The sequence below is a fragment of the Pseudomonas sp. B3G-3 genome (assembly GCF_028640915.1).
GTDB lineage: Bacteria > Pseudomonadota > Gammaproteobacteria > Pseudomonadales > Pseudomonadaceae > Aquipseudomonas > Aquipseudomonas chlororaphis_I.
In genome coordinates, this window is the sequence record NZ_JAQZAB010000127.1 from 33,020 (window position 1) to 54,223 (window position 21,204).

At 58.9% G+C, this 21,204-nt stretch carries 26 protein-coding genes and 2 tRNA genes; 9 read left to right on the forward strand and 19 right to left on the reverse strand.

Features of this window, described 5'->3' with window-relative positions; genetic code table 11:
- The first annotated feature begins 205 nt into the window (after nucleotides 1–205).
- Together PVZ80_RS27740 and PVZ80_RS27745 are read left to right on the forward strand one after the other, a co-directional pair.
- Nucleotides 206–505 (forward strand): hypothetical protein, encoded by a 300-nt coding sequence (locus tag PVZ80_RS27740; protein WP_009048131.1) that lies wholly within the window; start codon nucleotides 206–208, stop codon nucleotides 503–505.
- Between the two features lie 293 nt (nucleotides 506–798).
- Nucleotides 799–1,011 (forward strand): cold-shock protein, encoded by a 213-nt coding sequence (locus PVZ80_RS27745; RefSeq protein ID WP_003179963.1) that lies wholly within the window; start codon nucleotides 799–801, stop codon nucleotides 1,009–1,011.
- 73 nt (nucleotides 1,012–1,084) lie between these two features.
- On the opposite strand, the gene PVZ80_RS27750 is transcribed toward PVZ80_RS27745, so the two are convergent.
- Both PVZ80_RS27750 and PVZ80_RS27755 read right to left on the reverse strand, forming a co-directional pair.
- The gene (locus PVZ80_RS27750) at nucleotides 1,085–1,396 is read right to left on the reverse strand and encodes an I78 family peptidase inhibitor (protein ID WP_009048130.1); all 312 of its coding nucleotides are present in this window, start codon (nucleotides 1,394–1,396) and stop codon (nucleotides 1,085–1,087) included.
- A 162-nt stretch (nucleotides 1,397–1,558) separates the two neighbouring features.
- Nucleotides 1,559–1,864, reverse strand: coding sequence for a hypothetical protein (locus PVZ80_RS27755; protein ID WP_009048129.1), 306 nt, complete (start codon nucleotides 1,862–1,864; stop codon nucleotides 1,559–1,561).
- A gap of 163 nt (nucleotides 1,865–2,027) precedes the next feature.
- Here PVZ80_RS27755 and PVZ80_RS27760 point away from each other — a divergent pair, with 163 nt between their 5' ends.
- Entirely contained in the window at nucleotides 2,028–2,240 is a 213-nt protein-coding gene (locus tag PVZ80_RS27760; protein ID WP_009043057.1) for a hypothetical protein, read from the forward strand.
- Between the two features lie 34 nt (nucleotides 2,241–2,274).
- On the opposite strand, the gene PVZ80_RS27765 is transcribed toward PVZ80_RS27760, so the two are convergent.
- The 8 genes from PVZ80_RS27765 to PVZ80_RS27800 all read right to left on the reverse strand — a co-directional run bounded on the left by PVZ80_RS27765 (nucleotide 2,275) and on the right by PVZ80_RS27800 (nucleotide 9,954).
- A complete protein-coding gene (locus PVZ80_RS27765; RefSeq protein WP_009048128.1) occupies nucleotides 2,275–3,303 on the reverse strand; it encodes a nucleoside hydrolase in 1,029 nt (342 codons plus the stop codon).
- Nucleotides 3,304–3,343: 40 nt separating this feature from the next.
- Entirely contained in the window at nucleotides 3,344–3,748 is a 405-nt protein-coding gene (gene rbsD / locus PVZ80_RS27770) for a D-ribose pyranase (RefSeq protein WP_101282080.1), read from the reverse strand.
- Complete coding sequence (gene rbsK / locus PVZ80_RS27775; protein WP_273864850.1) at nucleotides 3,745–4,662, reverse strand: ribokinase; 918 nt, start codon at nucleotides 4,660–4,662, stop codon at nucleotides 3,745–3,747. The genes rbsD and rbsK overlap by 4 nt, the downstream gene beginning before the upstream one ends.
- Before the next feature lie 22 nt (nucleotides 4,663–4,684).
- Nucleotides 4,685–5,704: a LacI family DNA-binding transcriptional regulator gene (locus tag PVZ80_RS27780; RefSeq protein ID WP_016704898.1), complete on the reverse strand. Its 1,020-nt coding sequence runs from the start codon at nucleotides 5,702–5,704 to the stop codon at nucleotides 4,685–4,687.
- Between the two features lie 3 nt (nucleotides 5,705–5,707).
- Nucleotides 5,708–6,685, reverse strand: coding sequence for an ABC transporter permease (locus PVZ80_RS27785; protein ID WP_007920531.1), 978 nt, complete (start codon nucleotides 6,683–6,685; stop codon nucleotides 5,708–5,710).
- Nucleotides 6,682–8,235 carry a sugar ABC transporter ATP-binding protein gene (locus PVZ80_RS27790; RefSeq protein WP_023968635.1) on the reverse strand — a complete coding sequence of 518 codons (1,554 nt, stop codon included), beginning with the start codon at nucleotides 8,233–8,235 and terminating at the stop codon, nucleotides 6,682–6,684. The genes PVZ80_RS27785 and PVZ80_RS27790 overlap by 4 nt, the downstream gene beginning before the upstream one ends.
- Before the next feature lie 57 nt (nucleotides 8,236–8,292).
- Nucleotides 8,293–9,249 carry a sugar ABC transporter substrate-binding protein gene (locus tag PVZ80_RS27795; protein WP_009043052.1) on the reverse strand — a complete coding sequence of 319 codons (957 nt, stop codon included), beginning with the start codon at nucleotides 9,247–9,249 and terminating at the stop codon, nucleotides 8,293–8,295.
- 249 nt (nucleotides 9,250–9,498) lie between these two features.
- Nucleotides 9,499–9,954 carry a hypothetical protein gene (locus PVZ80_RS27800; protein ID WP_273864851.1) on the reverse strand — a complete coding sequence of 152 codons (456 nt, stop codon included), beginning with the start codon at nucleotides 9,952–9,954 and terminating at the stop codon, nucleotides 9,499–9,501.
- Nucleotides 9,955–10,277: 323 nt separating this feature from the next.
- Here PVZ80_RS27800 and PVZ80_RS27805 point away from each other — a divergent pair, with 323 nt between their 5' ends.
- The 3 genes from PVZ80_RS27805 to PVZ80_RS27815 all read left to right on the forward strand — a co-directional run bounded on the left by PVZ80_RS27805 (nucleotide 10,278) and on the right by PVZ80_RS27815 (nucleotide 12,537).
- Nucleotides 10,278–11,366 (forward strand): asparaginase, encoded by a 1,089-nt coding sequence (locus PVZ80_RS27805; RefSeq protein ID WP_009048121.1) that lies wholly within the window; start codon nucleotides 10,278–10,280, stop codon nucleotides 11,364–11,366.
- Nucleotides 11,367–11,600: 234 nt separating this feature from the next.
- Nucleotides 11,601–11,843 carry a DUF1654 domain-containing protein gene (locus PVZ80_RS27810; protein WP_009048120.1) on the forward strand — a complete coding sequence of 81 codons (243 nt, stop codon included), beginning with the start codon at nucleotides 11,601–11,603 and terminating at the stop codon, nucleotides 11,841–11,843.
- 4 nt (nucleotides 11,844–11,847) lie between these two features.
- Nucleotides 11,848–12,537: an endonuclease gene (locus PVZ80_RS27815; RefSeq protein ID WP_009048119.1), complete on the forward strand. Its 690-nt coding sequence runs from the start codon at nucleotides 11,848–11,850 to the stop codon at nucleotides 12,535–12,537.
- Between the two features lie 122 nt (nucleotides 12,538–12,659).
- On the opposite strand, the gene PVZ80_RS27820 is transcribed toward PVZ80_RS27815, so the two are convergent.
- Nucleotides 12,660–13,016 carry an SPOR domain-containing protein gene (locus PVZ80_RS27820; RefSeq protein ID WP_009048118.1) on the reverse strand — a complete coding sequence of 119 codons (357 nt, stop codon included), beginning with the start codon at nucleotides 13,014–13,016 and terminating at the stop codon, nucleotides 12,660–12,662.
- Nucleotides 13,017–13,283: 267 nt separating this feature from the next.
- On the opposite strand from PVZ80_RS27820, the gene csrA reads away from it, so the two are divergent.
- On the forward strand, nucleotides 13,284–13,478 hold the full coding sequence (gene csrA, locus PVZ80_RS27825) for a carbon storage regulator CsrA (protein WP_007920550.1): 195 nt from the start codon (nucleotides 13,284–13,286) through the stop codon (nucleotides 13,476–13,478).
- A gap of 344 nt (nucleotides 13,479–13,822) precedes the next feature.
- Nucleotides 13,823–14,071 (forward strand): hypothetical protein, encoded by a 249-nt coding sequence (locus PVZ80_RS27830; protein WP_009048117.1) that lies wholly within the window; start codon nucleotides 13,823–13,825, stop codon nucleotides 14,069–14,071.
- Nucleotides 14,072–14,146: 75 nt separating this feature from the next.
- Here PVZ80_RS27830 and PVZ80_RS27835 read toward each other — a convergent pair whose 3' ends face one another.
- From PVZ80_RS27835 to PVZ80_RS27865, 7 genes are all read right to left on the reverse strand, one after another.
- Nucleotides 14,147–14,608, reverse strand: coding sequence for a DUF2214 family protein (locus PVZ80_RS27835; protein ID WP_009048116.1), 462 nt, complete (start codon nucleotides 14,606–14,608; stop codon nucleotides 14,147–14,149).
- Between the two features lie 133 nt (nucleotides 14,609–14,741).
- Nucleotides 14,742–16,205 (reverse strand): carbohydrate-binding protein, encoded by a 1,464-nt coding sequence (locus tag PVZ80_RS27840; RefSeq protein ID WP_009048115.1) that lies wholly within the window; start codon nucleotides 16,203–16,205, stop codon nucleotides 14,742–14,744.
- A 46-nt stretch (nucleotides 16,206–16,251) separates the two neighbouring features.
- On the reverse strand, nucleotides 16,252–16,881 hold the full coding sequence (locus tag PVZ80_RS27845) for a lytic polysaccharide monooxygenase auxiliary activity family 9 protein (RefSeq protein WP_009048114.1): 630 nt from the start codon (nucleotides 16,879–16,881) through the stop codon (nucleotides 16,252–16,254).
- 319 nt (nucleotides 16,882–17,200) lie between these two features.
- Nucleotides 17,201–17,551, reverse strand: a complete 351-nt coding sequence (locus PVZ80_RS27850; RefSeq protein ID WP_028682110.1) for a hypothetical protein — start codon at nucleotides 17,549–17,551, stop codon at nucleotides 17,201–17,203.
- A 156-nt stretch (nucleotides 17,552–17,707) separates the two neighbouring features.
- Entirely contained in the window at nucleotides 17,708–18,070 is a 363-nt protein-coding gene (locus PVZ80_RS27855) for an NUDIX hydrolase (RefSeq protein ID WP_009048112.1), read from the reverse strand.
- A gap of 201 nt (nucleotides 18,071–18,271) precedes the next feature.
- Entirely contained in the window at nucleotides 18,272–18,748 is a 477-nt protein-coding gene (locus PVZ80_RS27860) for a DUF3757 domain-containing protein (RefSeq protein WP_169751701.1), read from the reverse strand.
- Nucleotides 18,749–19,216: 468 nt separating this feature from the next.
- A tRNA-Val gene (locus PVZ80_RS27865) sits at nucleotides 19,217–19,293 on the reverse strand.
- Nucleotides 19,294–19,476: 183 nt separating this feature from the next.
- Here PVZ80_RS27865 and PVZ80_RS27870 point away from each other — a divergent pair.
- A complete protein-coding gene (locus tag PVZ80_RS27870) occupies nucleotides 19,477–20,760 on the forward strand; it encodes an NAD(P)/FAD-dependent oxidoreductase (protein ID WP_081362176.1) in 1,284 nt (427 codons plus the stop codon).
- Nucleotides 20,761–20,970: 210 nt separating this feature from the next.
- On the opposite strand, the gene PVZ80_RS27875 is transcribed toward PVZ80_RS27870, so the two are convergent.
- A tRNA-Asp gene (locus PVZ80_RS27875) sits at nucleotides 20,971–21,047 on the reverse strand.
- Between the last annotated feature and the right edge of the window lie 157 nt (nucleotides 21,048–21,204).

Consider the following 21,204-nt stretch of genomic DNA (forward strand, 5'->3'; position numbering starts at 1 on the left):
GACCGCGGTGGGATTGAAACTCGCCCAGAGCCTGAAAACACCCAAGCCGGGCATGCTAGCACAGATGAACGGTCATCGCGCCGTACTTCCCACCGGGACAGCGTAGCAGCGCTTTCTAAGCTACAAAGTGAACTTGATGTGTACCCAAGGTCTCAAATACACCGAGAATCGCCATTCTTGTACCAACCCCAGGAGAGCTCGACTCATGCGCCTCACCCAACTATTCGCCCTTGCCGCCCCTTTCGCCCTGCTGCTGCCACTGAGCGCGCAAGCCGCCTGGCCAGCCGGGGTACGCGCCGAATACATGAAGGATTGCACGGCTGCCGCCAGCCAGAGCGTTGATGTGAAAAGTGCGGAAAAGCACTGCGCCTGTGGTGCGGACAAGCTCAATGAGAAATTCACTACCGACGAAATCAAACAACTCATGAGCAAGCAGACTCAACCGGATCCGGCGCTGAGAACCAAGGCACTGGAGGCTATTGCCGCTTGCCGGGTGGTGAAATAAGTCTTTAAAGCGCGAGAGAGGGCCTTGAATCAGGTTCGATGCGATCTGAAAACCGACCTTTTTTCACAATTTACGCAGCTTTTACGGCTTTTTTTATCACCGAATATTTTCGCTGAAAGCCCCTTAAACCGGGGCCTTCAGCCGATCGGAGCAACAAAACGGACTCAAGCACCTGGGAATCGGCACGTCCAGGGGGCTCCCAAGTCGAACATTTCGACTATGATAGCCCGGTGTGCCCAGTTGGCCTGAGCAGCACAGTACTACTGAAAATATATGTTTCTTGGAGATACACCATGTCTAATCGCCAAACCGGCACCGTAAAATGGTTCAACGATGAAAAAGGCTTCGGCTTCATCACTCCTCAAGGTGGCGGTGACGACCTGTTCGTACACTTCAAAGCTATTGAAAGCGACGGTTTCAAAAGCCTGAAAGAAGGCCAGACCGTTTCCTTCGTGGCTGAGAAAGGCCAAAAGGGTATGCAAGCTGCACAAGTTCGTCCTGAGTAATTTCTCAGCGAGCTAAAAAAACCCCGTCCATGTGACGGGGTTTTTTATGCACGGTGCAAAAGCGCCGACAAGATCAGCCGCAGTTGACCCGAGTGATCACCAGGTTGTTATCGGTGTTGAGGTTCAGCCGATCGGAACGGTATTCCAGGGTGATCATGTCATTCGGCTTGAGAATACGGGCGTTCTGCGCACCTGCGCGAGTGCGTGCCTGCTCCAGCAGCTCAGGCGAAGCTTTTTTGCCGATGGCGAATTCGGCCGCCTTAGCCTCACAGCGGCTATGGCCGCTCTCGGTCGCTACCGGATCCTTATCCGGCGAAGAAGTGCTGCACCCTGTCAAAACGACTGCAGCCAACAAGGTACCGAATGACGCGAGCTTCCAAGGCATGAAGCCTCCTTTTCAAAAATAAGCAGAGATAGTGCGACAACCACTCTGACTATTGGTTTCACAAACGGACTGGCCAATGGCCTCTTGGCCAAGACAGCGGGCAAGTCTGCATCAGGTACGGCCACGTTTTCATGCAGCAATCGTGACCGGATATGAACAGACTCAGTAAATATCGATGTAATCGAACGGTGGCTTCGGCCAGTTCTGTTTCAATGCGTTAAGAATCTGCGTCACCCAGACCTCATCGCTAGCCGCTACAAGACCGACATAACCGGAGCCGGCGGCCCAGGTTTCCAGCCTGAACAGCAGGCCGTCGATTTCCGCACCACCGACCACGCCCGACGAGATATAGGCAATCCCCGTCTTGGTCACTCGCAGCTGGGTATGCACATCGTCACTGGCCGACGCCAGCAACTGGCGCACCGCCTCGAAGGTCAAGGCATCAGGGTTGTTCAAATCGATCTGCACACGGGCACCCTTTGAAAACAGACAATGACCAAGTGTCGCACAGCCCTCCCCTCATGCCTAAGTCGGAGTGCGAAAAGCCCGCCAAGGTGTTTAACTCTACAAGACCGGAAGCCCTCGACAAGCGCCTGTCCGGCCCGCCCATTTCCAAGCTTGCGAGACATCCATGGCCACCGTGACGATCGACGCCGACATCAAAGCCAAATGGCCCGAAGGCCATTGTTCCTACAGCCCCGGCAGCCCCGAAGAGCTGGCAATCATCGGCATCGACCTACTGATCAGGGAGCTGGGCACTGAAGCGGCCCAGACGTTCATCGAGCAGATATTCGAGAAGTATCCCGGCGAGCACTCGGGCACGCCGGATACAGGGAAGGCGTAACACCCGACAGGCTGGCACCTGCCGGGAATATCACTTACTTCAGGCGAGCCAGGCGCTCGGTCAGCAGATCGAAGAAGCCCTGGGCATCGCCATTCTCCACCCAGAACACGTTCTTCTCCTGCTTCAGGCCGTCGTACCAATCGACGATGGTCTGACCGAAGGTTGGGCCCTCACGGCTGTCGATCACCAGGTTGGCCTGGCGCCCGCTGAACAGCTCGGGCTTGAGCAGGTAGGCAACGACGGTCGCGTCATGCACCGGGCCACCCGGAATGCCGTAGTGCTCCATGTCACCCTTGACGTATTCGTTGAGAATATCGCCCACCACCTTACTGGCATTGTTGTTCAAGGCCGCGATCTTCTGCAGGCGCGCATCGCTGGTCAGTACCTTGTGGGTGACGTCCAGCGGCAGGTAAGTCAGCTTCACACCGCTCTTGAGCACCACCTCGGCAGCCTGCGGATCGGCGAACAGGTTGAACTCGGCCACCGGGGTGATGTTGCCGCCATTGAAATGCGCCCCGCCCATGACCACCACTTCCTTGATGCCTTGAGTGATATCCGGTGCCTGGATCAGCGCCAGCGCCAGGTTGGTCTGCGGCCCCAGCATGGCAATGGTGATGCTGTGGGGCTTGGCGGCGCGCAGGGTGTCGATCAGGTAATTGATCGCACTGCCCTCGGCCAGGCCTTTTTTCGGCTCATGCACCGTGACCCCGGAAATGCCTTCCTTGCCATGAATGTTCTCGGCATAGATCGGCGTGCGCAGCAGCGGCTTCGGCGCACCAGCGTACACCGGCACCTCTTCGCGCCCCGCCCACTCACGGGCCAGGCGCGCATTACGCGAAGTCTTGTCCAGGCGCACGTTGCCGGCCACCGTGGTCAGCGCGCGGATCTGCAGCTCTTCCGGCGACGCCAGGGCGAACAGCAACGCAACCACATCATCGGCACCCGGATCGGTATCGATGATCAGATCGATTTTTTCTGCCGCATGGGCGCTTGTAGCAGTGAACAGGGACACGAGCAGAACACTCCGGATCAGGTGCTTCAGTAGCTGAGCATAGCGGTGCATGGCGCACTCCTTTGCGTGGTTGAACAGAGAGGGGCAACGCTCAGAACGTCACCCCGGCAATCAAAGCGATGTTGCAATAAGGTTGACACTCGCCCGTCCGGACGATGGCCCGCGCCTGGCGGCTGAGTACCTTGAACTCATCGTGGCCCAACAGCTTGCGCGCGCCCAGCGCCCCCTCGGTGCTCAGCGCCTCAAGCGCCTGCAAGACCGCGGATTGTCGATCCAGGATCTCCTGCGCCAGTACATGGCCCTCCACCTGCATCTCGCAAAGCACTACCTGCAAGGTGCTGAGGAAGTCCGGAATGCCCTGGGTCAGGGCCAGGTCGATCAATTCGACGCCCGGTGGCACAGGCAGGCCGGCATCGCCGATGACCACGATATCGCCGTGCCCCAGGGAAGCAATCAGTCGCGACAGGGCGACATTGAGCAAGGGTGTCTTTTTCATGCGGGAGAGAACGCCTGTACGTCGGACAACGTGGGAATGGAAGGTTGCGCACCTGGGCGAGTCACCGACAGCGCGGCCGCGACCTGGCCGAAACGAATCGCCTCGACCTCGCTCTTGCCGGCAGCCAGGGCGGCGGCGAAACCACCGACGAAGGTGTCGCCAGCGGCCGTGGTATCGACCGCCTTGACCTTGGGCGCCGGGAAATGCTCGAAGCTCGTGCCATTGGCGAACAGCGAACCCTGGGACCCGAGCGTGATGATGACTTTGCCGGCACCGGCGGCGACCAGGCGGGCGGCCGCGGCTTCGGCGCTTGCCAGGGAATCCACTGGCAAGCCGCTGAGGGCCGCGGCCTCGCTTTCGTTGGGAATCAGATAGTCGATGGACGCGTACCAGTCCGCCGGCAACGGGCCACTGGCCGGTGCGGGGTTGAGGATCACTGTCTTGCCCAGTTCACGGCCGCGCTTGAGGCTATGCCCCACCGTGGGCAGCGGCACTTCGAGCTGACAGATGATCACGTCGGCCGCCTGCAGCACCTTGTCGAAGCCACTGACGACCTCTGGCGTGAGCTGACCGTTGCCACCGGCCACGATCACGATTGCGTTCTGGCTGCTGTCGTCCACCACGATCAAGGCGACGCCACTGGAGCCGGGGACAGCGGTGACGGCCTGGCAATCGATCTGTTCGGCGAGCAACGCCGAACGCAATTGCTCGCCGTAGGCATCATCACCGACGCAACCGATCATCGACACCTGGGCGCCCAGACGGGACGCCGCCACTGCCTGGTTCGCCCCCTTGCCACCGGAAACCGTGGCGAACGACTGGCCGATCAGGGTTTCACCGGCACGCGGCAGCCGCTCGGCCCGGGTGACCAGGTCCATGTTGAGGCTGCCTACTACCACTACTTTTGCTGACATACATCGATACTCACAATTCGATTCAACGGTACTCGGCGAATGCGCCGGCCACGGGCGCCGTCGACTCGCGCAGGACAATGCTTGGCGTGACGATCCGCTGGTCGGTCGGCAATCCAGGCGCAGCGATACGACGCAGCAACAGCTCCGCCGCCTGCTCGCCCAGTTGCAGGATCGACTGGCCGACCGTGGTCAGCGCCGGATACACATAACGGCTCATCTGGATGTCGTCGAAGCCGATCACCGACAGCTCGCTCGGCACCCGGATATTGCGCTCCGCCGCCGCGCGCAGCACACCGATGCCCATCATGTCGTTGCCGGCAAAGATCGCGCTGGGCGGGTTGCGCTCCAGCAACTGGGCCGCCGCGTGATAACCGCCGGTGCTGGTGAAGTCGCTCTGCAGGATACGCTCCGCAGGCACCTCCACGCCGGCCTCGCGCAACGCCCGCTGGAACCCCGCCAGACGCAGCTGCGCCACGCTGGTGTAGTCCGGACCGCCGATGCAGGCGATATCACGATGGCCCAACTCGAGCAGATGACGGGTCGCCAGGTACGCGCCGTATTCGTGGTCGATCCGCACCAGGTCCGCATCCACCCCTTCCAGCCCCCGGTCGACGATCACCATCGGTGTGCGCACAGCCGCCAGGCCCTTGGCCAGCCCACCGTCGCCACCAGCCGAGGTCACAATCAGGCCGTCGATGCGTTTTTCCAACAGCACCCGCAGGTAGCTGCGCTGTTTTTCCGGGTCATCGTCGGAGTTGCAGAGAATCACGCAGTAACCGTTGCGCTCGCAATAATCCTCGATCCCCCGGGCCAGTTCGGCGAAATACGGGTTGAGGCTGTTAGGCACCAACAGGCCGATGGTCGCCGTGGTCTTGGCCTTCAGCGAGCGCGCCACGGCGCTGGGCACGTAGTCGAGCTGCTGGATCGCCGCCTCGACCTTGATCCGCACCTCCTCGCTGACCGGGCGTGTCTTGTTCAACACGTGGGAAACCGTGGTGTAGGAGATCCCCGCGAGGGCCGCCACATCTTTGATCGTTGCCATGACTCAGCTCCGCCGGCTTGCGCGCTGGCTGCGATAAGTATCCAGCACCACCGCAATCACGATGACCGCGCCGGTGATGATACGTTTGGTCGGCTCGGTCGCGCCGATCTGCGCCAGCCCCGCGGCCAGCACCGAGATAATCAACACCCCGAAAAAGGTGCTGATCACCGATCCGCGTCCGCCCATCAGGCTGGTACCGCCGATCACCACGGCCGCGATCACTTGCAGCTCCAGACCGGAGCCGGCATTCGGGTCCGCCGCCTCCAGGCGGGAAATCTGGAACAGCGCGGCGATGCCCGCCAGCAGTCCCATCAGGCTGAACACCAGGATCTTGTAGGGCTTGGGATTGATGCCGGCCAGGCGCACCGCTTCCTCGTTGGTGCCGATGCCGATCAGGTAACGGCCGAACACCGTGCGCGTCAACACCGCCTGGGCGATGAAGATGATCAGCAAGGCGATGATGAAGGACGGCGAGATGCCAAAGGCGATCGGGTTCGACAACCAGGCGAAGGCATCACCGATATAGGCAGTGCGCGAGCCGGTCATCTGGTAAGCCACGCCGCGGGCCATTTCCAGCACGCCGAGGGAGACGATGAACGAAGGAATACGCCAGGCCACGGTGATCGAGCCGGTGATAGTCCCGGCCAATGCCGCGCAGCCCATGCCCAGCAGTGCCGCCGGGATGACACTCCAGCCCCAGCCGAGAATCGCCACGCTGACGGTGGAGGCCGCCAGGGCCAGCACCGAGCCCACGGACAGGTCGATACCGCCGATGATCAGGACAAAGGTCATGCCCACCGCCAGCACCATCAGGTCCGGGATCTGGTTGGCCAGGGTGCTGAAAGTGTCGTAGGAAAGAAAGTGGCTGCTCAGCGTCGAGAACAGCGCAATCATGGCCAGCAAGGCACCGGCCAGCCCCAGGTAGGTACCCAGGCCGTAGTAGTTGCCGCCACGTTTGCCGGCCGAAGATGCAGTTTTCATGGGAGGTCCCTAGGCGCCGCTTCGTTGAGCAACGCATCACGTTTTTGATAGCCGGCGAAAGCGGCGGCAAGCAGTTCATCCTGGGTCCAGCTGTCGCGCTCGAAGGTATCGATCAGGCGCCCGGCGGACAGCACGCCAATGCGATCGCAGATCAGCATCAGCTCCCGCAAGTCACTGGAAACCACCACCAGCGCCTTACCCTGGCGAGTCAGTTCGCCGAGCAGGCCGTAGATGTCGAACTTGGCGCCGACATCGATGCCGCGGGTCGGCTCGTCGAACAGCAGCACCGCGCAATCGCGCTCCAGCCAGCGACCGATGACCACCTTCTGCTGATTGCCGCCGGACAGTTCGGACACCCGTTGCGCCGGCCCCGAACTGCGGATGCGCATGGCATCGATCTGCCGCTGCGCCAGCGCCGATTCGTCACGGCCATTGACCAGGCCGCCACGGGAGATTTCCGGCATGTTGCCCAGGGCGATATTGGCGCTGATGGATTGCGTCAGCAGCAGGCCTTCACCCTTGCGATCCTCGGTGATCAGGGCAATGCCGTGGGCCACCGCGTCGACCGGCGAACGGATATTCGCCACCTGCGCCGGAGAACCCAGGGCAACCGTGCCGCTGTCAGCCTTGTCAGCACCGAAGATCAGGCGCAACAGCTCGGTGCGCCCGGCCCCGATCAACCCGGAGATACCGAAGATCTCGCCGCTGCGCACCTCGAAAGACACGTCCAGCACCTTGTCGGAACGACTCAGGCCGCTGACCGTCAGGGCCGGCGCACCAATCTTGCGCGGACCGAGATCGATGTGCTCGCCCAGCTCGCGCCCCACCATCAGGTTGACCAGTTGCTCGCTGTTGTAATTGGCCATCGGCTCGACGCAAACCAGGCAACCGTCACGCAGCACCGCAATGCGCTGGGCGACCCGGGCCAGTTCTTCCAGGCGATGGGAGATGTAGATGATGGCTACGCCACGGGCCTGTAGACGGGTGATCTGCTCGAAGAGCAACTCGACTTCGCGGGCCGTGAGCATCGCGGTCGGCTCGTCGAGGATCAGCACATGGCAGTCGCCGATCAGGTTGCGCGCGATCTCCACCATCTGCTGGTGGCCGATCCCCAGTTCGCCGACCAGGGTATCGGGATCGATCGCTTCCAGGCCGACCTGAGCCATGGCTTCGATCGCCGCCTTGCGCAACTGTTTGCGATTGATCCAGCCGCCAAGGCTGGGCAGGTTATCGAGGAACAGGTTCTCGGCCACCGACAGCGTCGGCAACAGGTTGAGCTCCTGCATGACCATGCGGATGCCCAGCTCCTCGGCCTGGGTGCGACTGCCGGGACGGTAAGCCTGACCGTTGAAACGCATCTCTCCGGTGGTCGGGGTCACCAGGCCACCGATGATTTTCGACAGGGTGCTTTTGCCTGCGCCGTTTTCCCCGGTCAGCGCCAGCACCTCCCCGCGCATCAGCGTCAGGTCGATGCCGGTCAATACCGGTTGCGCGTAGGTCTTGCCGATACCGCTGACCGAAAGGACAGCGTTCACAGCGGAAACTGACATAAGAAACTCTCCATGCGCCCGCCTGTTCAGGCGGGCGCCGTTGCGCCGCCAGAACGATTACTGGGTGACCAGCTCAACCGGAGTTTCGATCACGCCATTGGCGCCGCCGTCCACCTTCTCGCCCTTGAGAATCTTCAGGGCTGTCTCGATACCGAAGACTGCCTGCTTGGCGGCGAATTGGTCGGCGGTCGCCAGCACGCGACCGTCCTTGAGCATCGGCTTGATGGCATTGATGTTGTCGTAGCCGACCACCTTGACCTTGCCGGCCTTGCCCGCCGCACGCACCGCCGAAACAGCACCGACGGCCATGCTGTCGTTACCGGCCAGCAGCGCCTTGAGGTTCGGGTATTCGCTGAGCATGGCGGCGGCGACACGGTTGCCGGCGTCGATTTCCCAGTCACCGGATTGCAGCGAGACCACCTTGATCTGCGCGGCCTCCATTGCATCCTTGAAGCCTGCGGTGCGCTGCTGGGCGTTGGTGGTGGTCGACACGCCTTCGATGATGCCGACTTCGTCACCGGCCTTCAGGTCCTTGGCCAGGTACTCGCCCACCAGGCGCGCGCCCTTGCGGTTGTCGGGGCCGACAAAAGGCACGCTGATGTTTTTGCTCTTGAGTACCGCCGGGTCCAGCTGGTTGTCGATGTTGATCACGGTGATACCGGCGTCCACCGCCTTCTTGATCACCGGCACCATGGCCTTGGAATCCGCCGGGGCGATCACCAGCGCGTTGACCTTGGAAACGATCATCTGCTCGACGATACGGATCTGGTTGGCGGTGTCGGTTTCATCCTTGATGCCGTTGGAGACCAGGTCGAAATCGGCGGCATGGTCTTTTTGATACGCCTTGGCGCCGTCTTCCATAGTGAGGAAGAATTCGTTGGCCAGGGATTTCATGACCAGGGCGACCTTGGGTTTTTCCGGGGTCTCGGCGAATGCCGAAGAGAGAGGAAGCGTAGCGGATGCGGCAGCCAGAACAGCGACAGCGAGAAGACGTCCAGCGAATGGCAGCTTCATGGGTTCACTCCGATCTTATGATTATTGTGAGCAACGCTTGCGCTGGAGTACGCTCGACGACCTTCAGGCCCCGATGAACGCGGCTTGAAGCGAACCTGAGGCGGGTGTGACTCTTATTCGCCCAGGGCCTGCGCAAACGTTTGCGTAGAACGAACTATGCGAACCCTGCCGGGATTTGTCAACGGGAAAGCCAGCGCCCATGAGTACCGCGGAACGCCAGGACAGGCGCCCCGCCAAAACAACACGCAATCATGCGGTGGTGCTGACCAGCCCGCCCGCGCCCGACGAAGAGTCCTTGCTCAACTCCTTGACCAGGTTCCCCACCACTTCCTGCAACGCACCGCTGGTATCGGCGAGCTGGCCTTGAATCGCCATCACCACAGTCGCCTTGGCTTCCGGGGTCGGGTAGCTCGCCGCCTGGGCGGCGGCCAACTGCTGCTGTTGCTCCTGCAATTGCGCCTGCAGTTCTTTCATGCGCTTGAGCAGCATTTTTACCACCAGACTCTGATTGTCCCCTTCGGACTCTTGAGTCTCGGCCTTCTCGGCTTCGGCACCGGACGCCACCCGCAGCTTGCCGTCTTCGTCCAGCCCCAGGGCTTGTGCAGCGTTATCGGCGGCGCCCTGGCTCAGAGCATCGATAGTGACCGGCGATTTACCGTTGATGGTGATGGCCCCGGCAGCAGGGAAACCGACAGAAATAGACATGTGAGCTCCATAAAGAAACGATCCTTGAAGGGCATCGGCTGCAAGGACCAGCTCTTTAATTCAGGGTTTTCCTCATGCCAATCAGAACTGTCGGACAACCGAACGCGAATCTTCCGACTATTCGGAAAACCGGACAGCAAAACGTCCCGTGCATCCGGTAAATAAAAATAAATTGATATAAATCATTAAGTTAAAAGAGTTTTGCGACCACAGTCCGGCTGGTACAGATCCTGCTCTTCCTTTTCGCCCGCGGCATTCAGATCTGTCTCGGGTGTATCTAGATGAACCTGCACCAGCACCGTCTCACTACTAGAGAGAAAATAATGAAATCTGCTTTCAACACCCTTGTTCCGGGCGCCTTGGCCCTCCTCTTGCTCCTTCCGACTGCATTGCAGGCCAAGGAAGTCGAAACCCAACAGAAGCTGGCCAACGTGGTCGTGCTCGCTACCGGCGGCACCATTGCCGGCGCCGGCGCCAGTGCCGCCAACAGCGCCACCTATCAGGCCGCCAAAGTCGGCATCGAGCAGTTGATCGCCGGGATCCCCGAGCTGAGCCAGGTCGCCAATGTGCGCGGCGAACAGGTCATGCAGATCGCCTCTGAAAGCATCACCAACGAAAACCTGCTGCAACTGGGCCGTCGTGTCGCCGAGCTGGCCGACAGCAAGGACGTCGATGGCATCGTCATCACCCACGGCACCGACACCCTGGAAGAAACCGCTTACTTCCTGAACCTGGTGGAAAAGACCGACAAGCCCATCGTAGTGGTCGGCTCCATGCGTCCAGGCACCGCCATGTCCGCCGACGGCATGCTCAACCTGTACAACGCCGTCGCCGTGGCCGGTAGCAAGGAAGCCCATGGCAAGGGCGTGCTGGTCACCATGAACGACGAGATCCAGTCGGGTCGCGACGTCAGTAAAATGATCAATATCAAGACCGAAGCCTTCAAGAGCCCATGGGGCCCGCTGGGCATGGTGGTGGAAGGCAAGTCCTACTGGTTCCGCCTGCCGGCCAAGCGTCACACCTCGGGTTCGGAATTCGATATCAAGACCATCAAGAGCCTGCCTGACGTAGAAATCGCCTATGGCTATGGCAACGTCAGTGACACCGCCTACAAGGCCCTGGCCCAGTCCGGCGCCAAAGCCATCATCCACGCCGGTACCGGCAATGGCTCGGTGTCTTCCCGCGTAGTGCCTGCCCTGCAAGAGCTGCGCAAGAATGGCGTGCAAATCATTCGTTCGTCCCACGTCAATGCCGGCGGCTTCGTACTGCGCAACGCGGAACAGCCTGACGACAAATACGACTGGGTCGTGGCCAACGACCTGAACCCGCAGAAAGCCCGCATCCTGGCCATGGTCGCCCTGACCAAGACCCAGGACAGCAAGGAACTGCAGCGGATGTTCTGGGAATACTGATTGACCCGCCCGACCTGCTCAGGTCGGGCACTGCCCTACCCCACACTCGCCCGCCCCGGGCGAGTGCTCCGCCCCAGCTGGCCGGCTCTCTTCCTTTCCCGCCGATAAAAAACTCAATCGTTTTGCAGTAATCCGCGAATATCGCTGTCAGAAGAACTTCTTGAATTTTAAGCGGTTGCGAAATTTCCTACAGTAAAATACTGTACGCGCATACAGCTTAATAAGGAATGTTCCGTGCCCGCCGCAGCAACTACCCCACCAAGCTCTTATGAACGCCTCGGTTTGCGCGTTCAGAAAATCATCAATTCGCCCAACGCGCAAAAAGCCAAAGCCGCCCTGATCTTCCGTCAGCCCGACGAGGTGGTCGACGAGTGGGAGCGCCTGCTCGAAGAAATCGCCGAAAACGACAACGTCACCCTCGCCTATCGCGATGACGGCGGTGTGCAGATTTTCTGGGTCGTGCCGAAGGAAGACTGAGTCGATGAGTGTCCGCTGTTTTGCTGTACTGCTGTTTTGTGTTGCCCTGAATGCCCACGCCGATGCACCCCGCACCTTCAACGAAGCGAAGAAAATCGCCTGGAAGCTGTACGCCCCGCAATCCACCGAGTTCTACTGCGGCTGCAAGTACAGCGGCAATCGGGTCAACCTCGCCGCCTGCGGTTACGTACCACGCAAGAATGCCAACCGCGCCGCGCGCATCGAGTGGGAACACATAGTTCCTGCCTGGCAGATCGGCCATCAGCGCCAATGCTGGCAGCAAGGCGGGCGCAAGAACTGCACCCGCCACGACCCGATCTATCAACGCGCCGAAGCCGACCTGCACAACCTGGTGCCGAGCATCGGCGAGGTCAACGGCGACCGTAACAACTTCAGCTTCGGGTGGCTGCCGGCGCAGTCCGGCCAGTACGGCTCATGCCTGACCCAGGTCGACTTCAAGGCCAAGAAGGTCATGCCGCGCCCGTCCATTCGCGGCATGATCGCCCGGACCTACTTTTATATGAGCAAGCAGTACAACCTGCGCCTGTCGAAACAGGATCGCCAGTTGTACGAAGCCTGGAACAAGACCTATCCGGTACAACCCTGGGAGCGCCAGCGCAATCAGAGCGTGGCCTGTGTGATGGGGCGCGGCAACGAGTTCGTCGGCCCGGTCAACCTGAAGGCCTGCGGCTGATTCCGTCCGGATTACCGATAAACACCTGGGGCATGGACAGCCCCTTCAAGATGACTGAGCGCCGACCAGGCCGGTCGCTCAACGTCGCTGCGACGACCTGGCCTGGCACTCAGAAGAACGGCTTACTGCGCGACGCGGTGCTCGATCACTTGCGGTTCGATATTGCGCTTCTTGGCCTTGGTCAGCTTTTCGACCAGCTCGGTTTTCTTGGCTTCGGCTTCGGCCTGGGAATCGAACGGGCCGATCAGCACCCGATCCTTGCCCTCTTCGACGACGACATAGGAAACGATCCCGTGCTCGATCAGCCAGCCAGCAAGATCGCTCGTCGCCTGAGGCAGGGTGCCGGCGACCAGCACATCCCATTGCGGTTTCGTGGCGGCCTGCGGCGGCTGTGCCTGGACGACCGGCGCCACCTTCTTGTCGACCTCGACCTTCTTGCCCTCACCGCATCCCGCCAATGCCAGGACCGCCATCATCATCGCTACTGTGCGCACAACCTACCCCTTGAAAGTCTGAGGCGGCGATTTTAGCACCCCCAACCCTTGCGCAAACGCCACAAAATCAGCGCAAAACAAGGAGAATGATATTTATCGCCTCTGTATAGTTGCAGCTCGGGAATTAATACCGCGTCTGCGCGTCAGAAAGAGGCACCCACACAGTGGTACTTCGCAGTAATCTATACGCACTACTACCGACATCTGCACTGTCTGAATCAGGTGCCCTACAAAGCAATCAAGGAGAAGATCATGCTGATACTCACCCGCAAAGTCGGTGAAAGCATAAATATCGGTGACGACATCACGATCACCATTCTGGGCGTGAGCGGCCAGCAAGTCCGGATTGGCATCAATGCCCCGAAAGACGTCGCAGTCCATCGCGAAGAAATCTACCAACGGATCCAAGCCGGCCTCACCGCCCCGGACAAACGCGAAACACCTTGAGCGTCATGAGCGGCCAGCCCTTTGTCTCATCACAATGGCTGGCGCAGCGTCGTCGTTGATTGATTCCCCCGCAGCACACTCCCCTCTTCAAATGGCAGCGGCGCAGTTCAGGCCGCCAGCGCCAGCCCTGGCAAAGTGCGTTACCCAAGCCCTCCACCGATAGCGCTCCATCCCGGCAATCTGTCGATACGACTCGGCCGGGAGAAAGCCCTCCCTCGTTTTTGTATAAATACTCAGTAGCGTGGCAACGAGCAGGAGGAGTAATTTCAAGACCTACCGCCTCCGCGAGCCTGCCGAGGCTCCCCCTTGCCACCGGCAGACGCTTTACGAACAAGGAGCGGTCAATGCAAGAGTTCGCTTACCTTCTGATCACCAACGACCTGAATGCAATGCGCACCATTGCCGCCTGCTCGACGGAGGGGCTCTACGAAGTCAAACGCGGAATATTCACCTTCCGCTCCCAGGCCAACGTCGACTACCTGCACCGTGCGCTGGCCATCGTCAGCGACGAGTTCGGCATCATTCCTGTGCAGCAGGCCGAGTTCAAAACCAACCGGGCCACCATCAGCAAGGCTTTCAGCCAACTCTGCTAGAGCGCGCGGCGCTCGGTGATGCGCAACAACCCACATCGAGCCAAAGCACACTCGACTCGCTGCTCCTTCCTCGACTCATGGCTGGCTGAACATGACCCCACGCGCCATGCCGCTGGCCGCCACCACCAGCAGCACGATCAACAGCGCCTGCAGATGGCTGATGCGCGCAAACAACGTGGCGCGGCCGGTATCGATCGAGGTGCCGCGCCCCAGGGCGATTCGCCATTTGATCAACGTCACCATCGGCAATATTTCGAGCAACAGGATGATGATGAACAAGGTCATCTTGATGTGAAACAGCGGCTGGTGCAGGTAGTAATCCGTACCTTTTTCGTAGCCGGCAAAAGCCCGCAGTAAACCGGTGATCAACAACACCGCGGCAGCCAACCCCCAGCCGTTATCGGCCAGCAGAGCCCGGCGCACGTCCGCCCCCTCGGTGACCACGCGACGCAACGCCGTACCACGATTGAGCACCGCCGCAAAGGCGACAGCAAAGGCCAACAGGTGTACAGCCGCGAGAAACCAGTGCATGAGCATCGCTCCACTCTCCATTGACGGATGACAAAAAACAGCCTGTGAGTATTAGTCCATAACCCGCAGCTTTGCCTTGCTCTACGTACAACAAAAAGGCGCCCGTCATGGGGCGCCTTTGTACCGCTTCCTCCACCGTTCACGCACGCCGCTGAATCGCCACCTTGGCCCAAAGGGTAAAGGCGACATCCGGGGTCCAGCCGGCATTCGAGGTGTGCTCCTGGAAGCACAGATACAGATTGCCCTGGTAGGTCACACCGTCATCTTTGCGATAGTGATGATTCAGTTGCCATTCCGGATATTGCGGGTCAGGTACCCCGCCGGCAGTCTTGATACTCAGGTTAGTGCTCGGCAGCGACTGATTACCCTGGGTATCCGTGGCGCTGACAAAGTAGCTGTACAGCGTATCGGTTTTCAGACCTTCGTCCTTCAGGGTCAGCGAGGCCGTCTGGGCCACCGGCTTGCCATCGCGGAACAGGGTGTAGAACTCGATCGGACGAACACCGTGGGCAGCACTCCAGCTCAAGGTCACGCTGTTCTCCGTCTGTGCAGGAGAAACCAGGTTGCCCGGCGCCGAAGGTCGCTCCTCGCCGCTGCCGCCATGGATCAGCGGCGCATAACGATCACGGAACTCCCAGTTGTAACGGACGCCGTACCTGTTGATGCCGTTATCCCAGTTGACCGACCAGGTCATCAGCCCCTTGATCGACAAGCCGGCACGATCCAGACGCTTGAAGGCGTTGCTCACCGACGCGGGGTCAATGACATACCCGCTCGCCGCTGCGTCGACGTTGGCCGGCAGACCGATCACGAACTTGTCGGCAGGGATGGCGATATAGCCACGCGTACCGGTGACCAGGCTCTCGGTCAGATAAAACAGAAAGTCTTCCTTCAGCGCGTCGTCATTCTGGGCTATCCAGACCCCCTTCCCGCCGTTGGCTTCCTGGACCCACAGACCGTCACCGCCCTGGTTGTAGTACTGCGGCGCGATGAAATCGTAGTAGCCATCCAGCGCCTGGATGTAACCGACATACTTGCCGCCGGTGACGAGGTAGGGAAACTCTGGCGCCATGCTGATGATGAAATGCTTGCCCTCACCTGCGTAGTGATCCTTCACCAGCTTGAGCGCCGCCGGCAGCACAGTCTTGTTGTCGGCAAAATCGATGGCGCTCTGTTCCAGGTCGATGTCCAGCCCGTCGAAACCATAGACTTCCACCAGACGGATGATTTCGTTGGCCAGCGCTTGCTCATTGCCCTTGTGCAACTCGATATGAGCATCCGCACCGCCAAGGGAAATCAACACCGCCCGCCCCTGGCTGTTGAGCACGCCAACCTGGCGCCGGAACTCCTCATCCGACAGGTTGTAGGGCTTGAAGGTGGGAATGCCGTTGCCTTTCATGAAGGCCACGGCCACCACGTTGTATTCCTTGGGTACATCCACCAGGTCGAGATTGGCGAACTGCCCCTGCTGGTAACCGTCACTGGGGCCTGCCGGCCAGTTGTGCCAGAAACCCATGAGAATCTTCTTGCCAGCGATCGACGGCATCAACGATGCCGAATCATTCAGCTGAGTCTTTACCGATGCAAAGTTGATCTTGTTCACGTTCTAATCCTTCAGAACCATTTAAAGAGAGTGACAACTTCTGCTGTTATTTGAAGTCGACGTCGAATGCCTGATAGAACGCATTGCCGGTGTTGGCGACAATCCACGCCAGCACAATCACGTGATGGCCTCTCTTGCTCCTGGGCAGGGTCACTTGATGTTCGACCTTGGCTTTCATTTCATCGCCATGCTGGTCATACGGAACTTGTGTGTAGAAGTCCTTGAAGAAAGCCTGCGGCTCCAGTTGTGCACGGCTGATACGCTGTTTCGGATCCCAGCCATCCTTGGTGATGAACCAGCTGTAACCGCGGGTCACATGAGGAGCGGTGTACTCCCACTTGACCTGGAACACCTGCCCCGGGTCGACGTTGAGCAACGGCCAGGAGAACGCACGGCCAAGCTTCTTCGACATTTCTTCATTGGTGAAGTTGAGGCAGTCACGCTCGTCGGTCTTGCCGCCGCTGAGGATATGCCCATCAGCCGGTGGCACAACGCTGGCGACATCGCTCTCGTATGGTTTCTGGAAAGGTCCACCCACCAGGTCCGGGAAGTTTTTGCCACCTTCCATCTCGTTGACCTGCCAGGTGCCGAGCAGCCCCAGCTCGACGGCGACAGCGCCACGACTGGAGGGGGACACGACACGCCCGTGTTTCAGTTGAACTAATGGTTTATTCATGATGCTTCACTCCATTGATCAAATAAAACTCCTTCTTGAGGAGAACTTTTAAGCTAGTCCAAATCAGTGTTTTGTCTACTGACTCCCACACACAGAGCTCCGAGCCAATTGTCGCACCTCAACAAAGGCGGGACATCAGAAAATAATTACAGCGCAAGCCTACAGAGAGAAAGGCAAATAACTTACACAATTAAATAAGAGAACAACTAGCTTTGTGTTAACTAACCGTTCAGGACAAGCAATGAATATCCCCAAGAAAGCATAAACCCGACAAAAGCCGGGTTCATGATCTGCTTACTGGATAATGCTCAGAAAGGAATTACAGACAGGTCGCCAATGCTGCCAGTCTACGCTTGGCAACCCAATTGTCCTGGGTCGCGTAATAACTGACAGTGGTACCCGAAGCCTGCCCCCGAATATCGGCAAAGGACTCCGCCGAACGGGTATAGACCGTGTATCCACCCACCTTGGCAGACTCCAGATAGGCCGACGCATCCACACCGAACACAGCTTCGTCCTGCCAGGCAAACTGCACACACTGCGCCACGACCTGCTCCGCCTTGGCCGACGAGAGCACCTTGTAGGGGCTCTTCGAACGCGCCTCATTCATCACCGAGCCGGCACACCCCGCCAGCAACACCGCGATCATTACCGCCATCAACACCCGCATCATGCTACCTCGCCGTGAAAACGCGACTGTACCACTCACATGGCAAGCGATTGGCACTCGGCCGCGAGAAAACTGTTCGCCAATCATTTCGCCCACTGGCTGCAAAAGCAAAAGCCCGCACAAGGCGGGCTTCTTCATGAATCGATAACACCTCGGTTAAAGGCGGCGTAAAAACGAACTCACAATACTTTTGGTGGCGGCCGTTGCATCCAGCTCGCTGGCAGCCCCATAGGCATGCCAGGCGACGGCCGCAATTTCATTCAAGGGACGGGCATCCCCGGCATTGGTCACGGCCACCTCGAACACGTGATGCCGCACATTGCCGGCTTCGAACTCCAGGATGTAAAGAGGCTCACTGGCATCCAACCCTGTCTCTTCCCGCAACTCACGTAGCGCGGCAGCGGCGAGAGACTCCCCAGGCTCGACCTTGCCACCCGGTAAAGACCATTTGGAGCGATCCTTGCGAACAAAAAGAATGTGCCCTCCGTGTGCACAAATAACCGTCGCTCTGCTCTTCATACCTGCACCCTACCCGACCACGCCCTGCCCGCATTGCACAGGGAACGTACATACAGACCGCAATCGACTTAAAAGTGTCACAAAAATGTCATGAAATACGTAAGCATTAAGGATGCCAAGAAGACAACGGCATTGCCTGGAGGGAGCAAGCATGTCGGCGACTCGAAGAACGGCAAAGCCTACCCATACAAACAGAGACATTTACCTCAAGTAAAAACTGCATGCATCTCTATAGGTATCAGTGCATTCCAGGATCGTGGATGAGGAGAAGTCTCGGGACTCTTTCCATGACAACGAGTTCCCAATCCACATGACCTGCTTGTAATTGCTGCCGAGATCAAGATGCATATTCAAATATCTACCCCCGGAGGTCACGTAGATACAGTTATTTATAAAGCCAACTTTATCGACACCTTGGTGAGTCAGTACAAAATAGCTTTTCTCGAAGTTGGTAACGGCTTCCATGACACCATCAACCAACACACCTACCCATTCAGCACCCTCACTCTTGGCTGGCGCGCTAAAAACCCCCATCTCGCCCTTGATATCTCGTGGTGAAGGGCATGACTCCTGGTCACCCGACCAGTCAGGGATATTGAAGTAATTGCTACCGGGCGCGGCATGCACGAATGTAAACAGCTGTGAACACAGCAACATCCAACCCAACAATCTCAACACGTTCCATTCCCTCATAAATATCAGAGGGAAAGTTCTATCAGCTAGGACAATTTTAGAATGTAGGACGATTCCTAAAGTATTAGATTCTTCTCTTAAGACCAGCGGTCTCCACGCCGACGCACTTGACCGTGGTGGTCAGCAGAACAGGGATGCCGCACATACGTATGACCACATTCCAGCCGGTGAGCCCCCTGCTCTTCATGAGATTCATGCCTGAGGAGCATTGCTGTACGAACAGCAAAAATTCCCACAGGAATATATCCAGCCCCTGATGGCCATGCCGACGAGAAGATGACAGGACACTATCAGGAGAGGCGCACCAAAAAAGAGATCGCGTACCTGGAGACGGGTGCCGATTTGGCCTTTTGAGTGGGAGGGTTTTGCAAAGGCTTTGAAAACCGCAGGCAACAAAAAAGGGCCCACCTTTCGGTGGGCCCTTTCAGACCGCCCAGCAGAGCGGATTTTGTTTGGTAGGCGCGATTGGACTCGAACCAACGACCCCCACCATGTCAAGGTGGTGCTCTAACCAACTGAGCTACGTGCCTGCTGTGAGGCGGCATTCTACGGAATTCCGGAGGGGTGTCAACACCTTTTTTGCAGCTAACCCTCTGAATATGCGAATTTTTATTTTTTGAGTCTGCCAAGAAGATTTTTCGATGGCTGGTAGGCGTTTTTCAACTCAGGTAGGATCCACGCAATCGTCAAGAATATTAAACAGAGGTTGCAGGATGGCGAACACTCCTTACCCACAGTCGTATTACGCGGCGTCAGCCAACGCTGCTCCAGCCCGCCCGCTGCTGCAAGACGATGTGGAAACCGATGTCTGCGTGATCGGTGCCGGCTACACCGGCCTCTCCAGCGCCCTGTTCCTGCTTGAGAACGGTTTTAAAGTCACCGTCCTGGAAGCGGCCAGGGTTGGCTTCGGCGCTTCCGGGCGTAACGGTGGGCAGATCGTCAACAGCTATAGCCGCGACATTGATGTGATTGAACGCAGTGTCGGCCCCAAGCAGGCTCAATTGCTTGGCCAGATGGCCTTCGAAGGCGGCAGGATCATTCGTGAGCGGGTCGCCAAGTATCAAATCCAGTGCGACTTGAAGGATGGCGGAGTGTTCGCCGCCATCACCAGCAAGCAGATGGGCCACCTGGAGTCGCAAAAGCGCCTGTGGGAGCGCTACGGCCACACCCAGCTGGAATTGCTGGATCAGCGTCGCATTCGCGAAGTCGTCGCCTGTGACCTGTATCAGGGCGGCATGCTCGACATGAGCGGCGGGCATATCCATCCACTCAATCTGGCGCTGGGTGAAGCGGCGGCCGTGGAATCCCTGGGTGGCGTTATCTACGAGCAATCCCCTGCAGTGCGCATCGAACGCGGCGCCAATCCGGTGATACATACCCCACAAGGCAAAGTCAGGGCCAAGTTCGTCATAGTCGCGGGCAACGCCTACCTGGGCAACCTGGTGCCGGAACTGGCCGCCAAATCGATGCCATGCGGCACCCAGGTCATCACCACCGAACCATTGGGCGATGAGCTGGCAAAAAGTCTTCTCCCCCAGGACTACTGTGTCGAGGACTGCAACTATCTGCTGGATTACTACCGCCTTTCTGCCGACAAGCGCCTTATCTTTGGCGGCGGCGTGGTGTACGGCGCTCGCGACCCGGCAAATATCGAAGCCATCATCCGACCGAAGATGCTCAAGGCCTTCCCGCAACTCAAGGATGTGAAGATCGACTACGCCTGGACCGGCAACTTCCTGCTGACCCTGTCGCGCCTGCCGCAAGTCGGACGCCTGGGCGACAACATCTACTACTCCCAGGGCTGCAGCGGCCATGGCGTCACCTACACCCACTTGGCGGGCAAGGTACTGGCAGAGGCCCTGCGCGGCCAGGCAGAGCGTTTTGACGCCTTTGCCGAGCTGCCGCACTACCCCTTCCCTGGCGGCCAGCTGTTGCGCACTCCATTCACTGCAATGGGCGCCTGGTATTACAGCCTGCGGGACAAGCTGGGATTCTGATAACCCTGCCCCTCTCCAAATAAAAAACCGCCCATAAGGCGGTTTTTTTGAGCTTTGCAGAGGGGAAATATCGACTGCCTGAACGGCACAGAAAAAGCGGAGTGCGAAAACAAAAAACCCCGGTCTTTCGACCAGGGTCTTTGCTATCGATCCGAAGAGCCTATGGCTCCTTCGTCACCTGAGGGCGTTCAGTGCTCCCTCAAGTAGATATGGCGCAGCGGACGGGACTCGAACCCGCGACCCCCGGCGTGACAGGCCGGTATTCTAACCGACTGAACTACCGCTGCGTATCGCTTGGACTTGCGTCCATGTGAACCGTTTAAATCGTCTGACTGGAAAGCTTCGAGGCTTTTCAATCTCAGAGCAGGAATCCCTGATCTGGAAAATATGGCGCAGCGGACGGGACTCGAACCCGCGACCCCCGGCGTGACAGGCCGGTATTCT

Excerpts from the sequence above, each read along its gene's own strand:
- PVZ80_RS27740 (WP_009048131.1), top strand. The coding sequence starts at position 206 with ATGCGCCTCACCCAACTATTCGCCCTTGCCGCCCCTTTCGCCCTGCTG.
- PVZ80_RS27745 (WP_003179963.1), top strand. The coding sequence starts at position 799 with ATGTCTAATCGCCAAACCGGCACCGTAAAATGGTTCAACGATGAAAAA.
- PVZ80_RS27750 (WP_009048130.1), bottom strand. The coding sequence starts at position 1,396 with ATGCCTTGGAAGCTCGCGTCATTCGGTACCTTGTTGGCTGCAGTCGTT.
- PVZ80_RS27760 (WP_009043057.1), top strand. The coding sequence starts at position 2,028 with ATGGCCACCGTGACGATCGACGCCGACATCAAAGCCAAATGGCCCGAA.
- PVZ80_RS27765 (WP_009048128.1), bottom strand. The coding sequence starts at position 3,303 with ATGCACCGCTATGCTCAGCTACTGAAGCACCTGATCCGGAGTGTTCTG.
- rbsD (WP_101282080.1), bottom strand. The coding sequence starts at position 3,748 with ATGAAAAAGACACCCTTGCTCAATGTCGCCCTGTCGCGACTGATTGCT.
- rbsK (WP_273864850.1), bottom strand. The coding sequence starts at position 4,662 with ATGTCAGCAAAAGTAGTGGTAGTAGGCAGCCTCAACATGGACCTGGTC.
- PVZ80_RS27780 (WP_016704898.1), bottom strand. The coding sequence starts at position 5,704 with ATGGCAACGATCAAAGATGTGGCGGCCCTCGCGGGGATCTCCTACACC.
- PVZ80_RS27785 (WP_007920531.1), bottom strand. The coding sequence starts at position 6,685 with ATGAAAACTGCATCTTCGGCCGGCAAACGTGGCGGCAACTACTACGGC.
- PVZ80_RS27790 (WP_023968635.1), bottom strand. The coding sequence starts at position 8,235 with ATGTCAGTTTCCGCTGTGAACGCTGTCCTTTCGGTCAGCGGTATCGGC.
- PVZ80_RS27795 (WP_009043052.1), bottom strand. The coding sequence starts at position 9,249 with ATGAAGCTGCCATTCGCTGGACGTCTTCTCGCTGTCGCTGTTCTGGCT.
- PVZ80_RS27800 (WP_273864851.1), bottom strand. The coding sequence starts at position 9,954 with ATGTCTATTTCTGTCGGTTTCCCTGCTGCCGGGGCCATCACCATCAAC.
- PVZ80_RS27805 (WP_009048121.1), top strand. The coding sequence starts at position 10,278 with ATGAAATCTGCTTTCAACACCCTTGTTCCGGGCGCCTTGGCCCTCCTC.
- PVZ80_RS27815 (WP_009048119.1), top strand. The coding sequence starts at position 11,848 with ATGAGTGTCCGCTGTTTTGCTGTACTGCTGTTTTGTGTTGCCCTGAAT.
- PVZ80_RS27820 (WP_009048118.1), bottom strand. The coding sequence starts at position 13,016 with ATGATGATGGCGGTCCTGGCATTGGCGGGATGCGGTGAGGGCAAGAAG.
- csrA (WP_007920550.1), top strand. The coding sequence starts at position 13,284 with ATGCTGATACTCACCCGCAAAGTCGGTGAAAGCATAAATATCGGTGAC.
- PVZ80_RS27830 (WP_009048117.1), top strand. The coding sequence starts at position 13,823 with ATGCAAGAGTTCGCTTACCTTCTGATCACCAACGACCTGAATGCAATG.
- PVZ80_RS27835 (WP_009048116.1), bottom strand. The coding sequence starts at position 14,608 with ATGCTCATGCACTGGTTTCTCGCGGCTGTACACCTGTTGGCCTTTGCT.
- PVZ80_RS27845 (WP_009048114.1), bottom strand. The coding sequence starts at position 16,881 with ATGAATAAACCATTAGTTCAACTGAAACACGGGCGTGTCGTGTCCCCC.
- PVZ80_RS27850 (WP_028682110.1), bottom strand. The coding sequence starts at position 17,551 with ATGCGGGTGTTGATGGCGGTAATGATCGCGGTGTTGCTGGCGGGGTGT.
- PVZ80_RS27855 (WP_009048112.1), bottom strand. The coding sequence starts at position 18,070 with ATGAAGAGCAGAGCGACGGTTATTTGTGCACACGGAGGGCACATTCTT.
- PVZ80_RS27870 (WP_081362176.1), top strand. The coding sequence starts at position 19,477 with ATGGCGAACACTCCTTACCCACAGTCGTATTACGCGGCGTCAGCCAAC.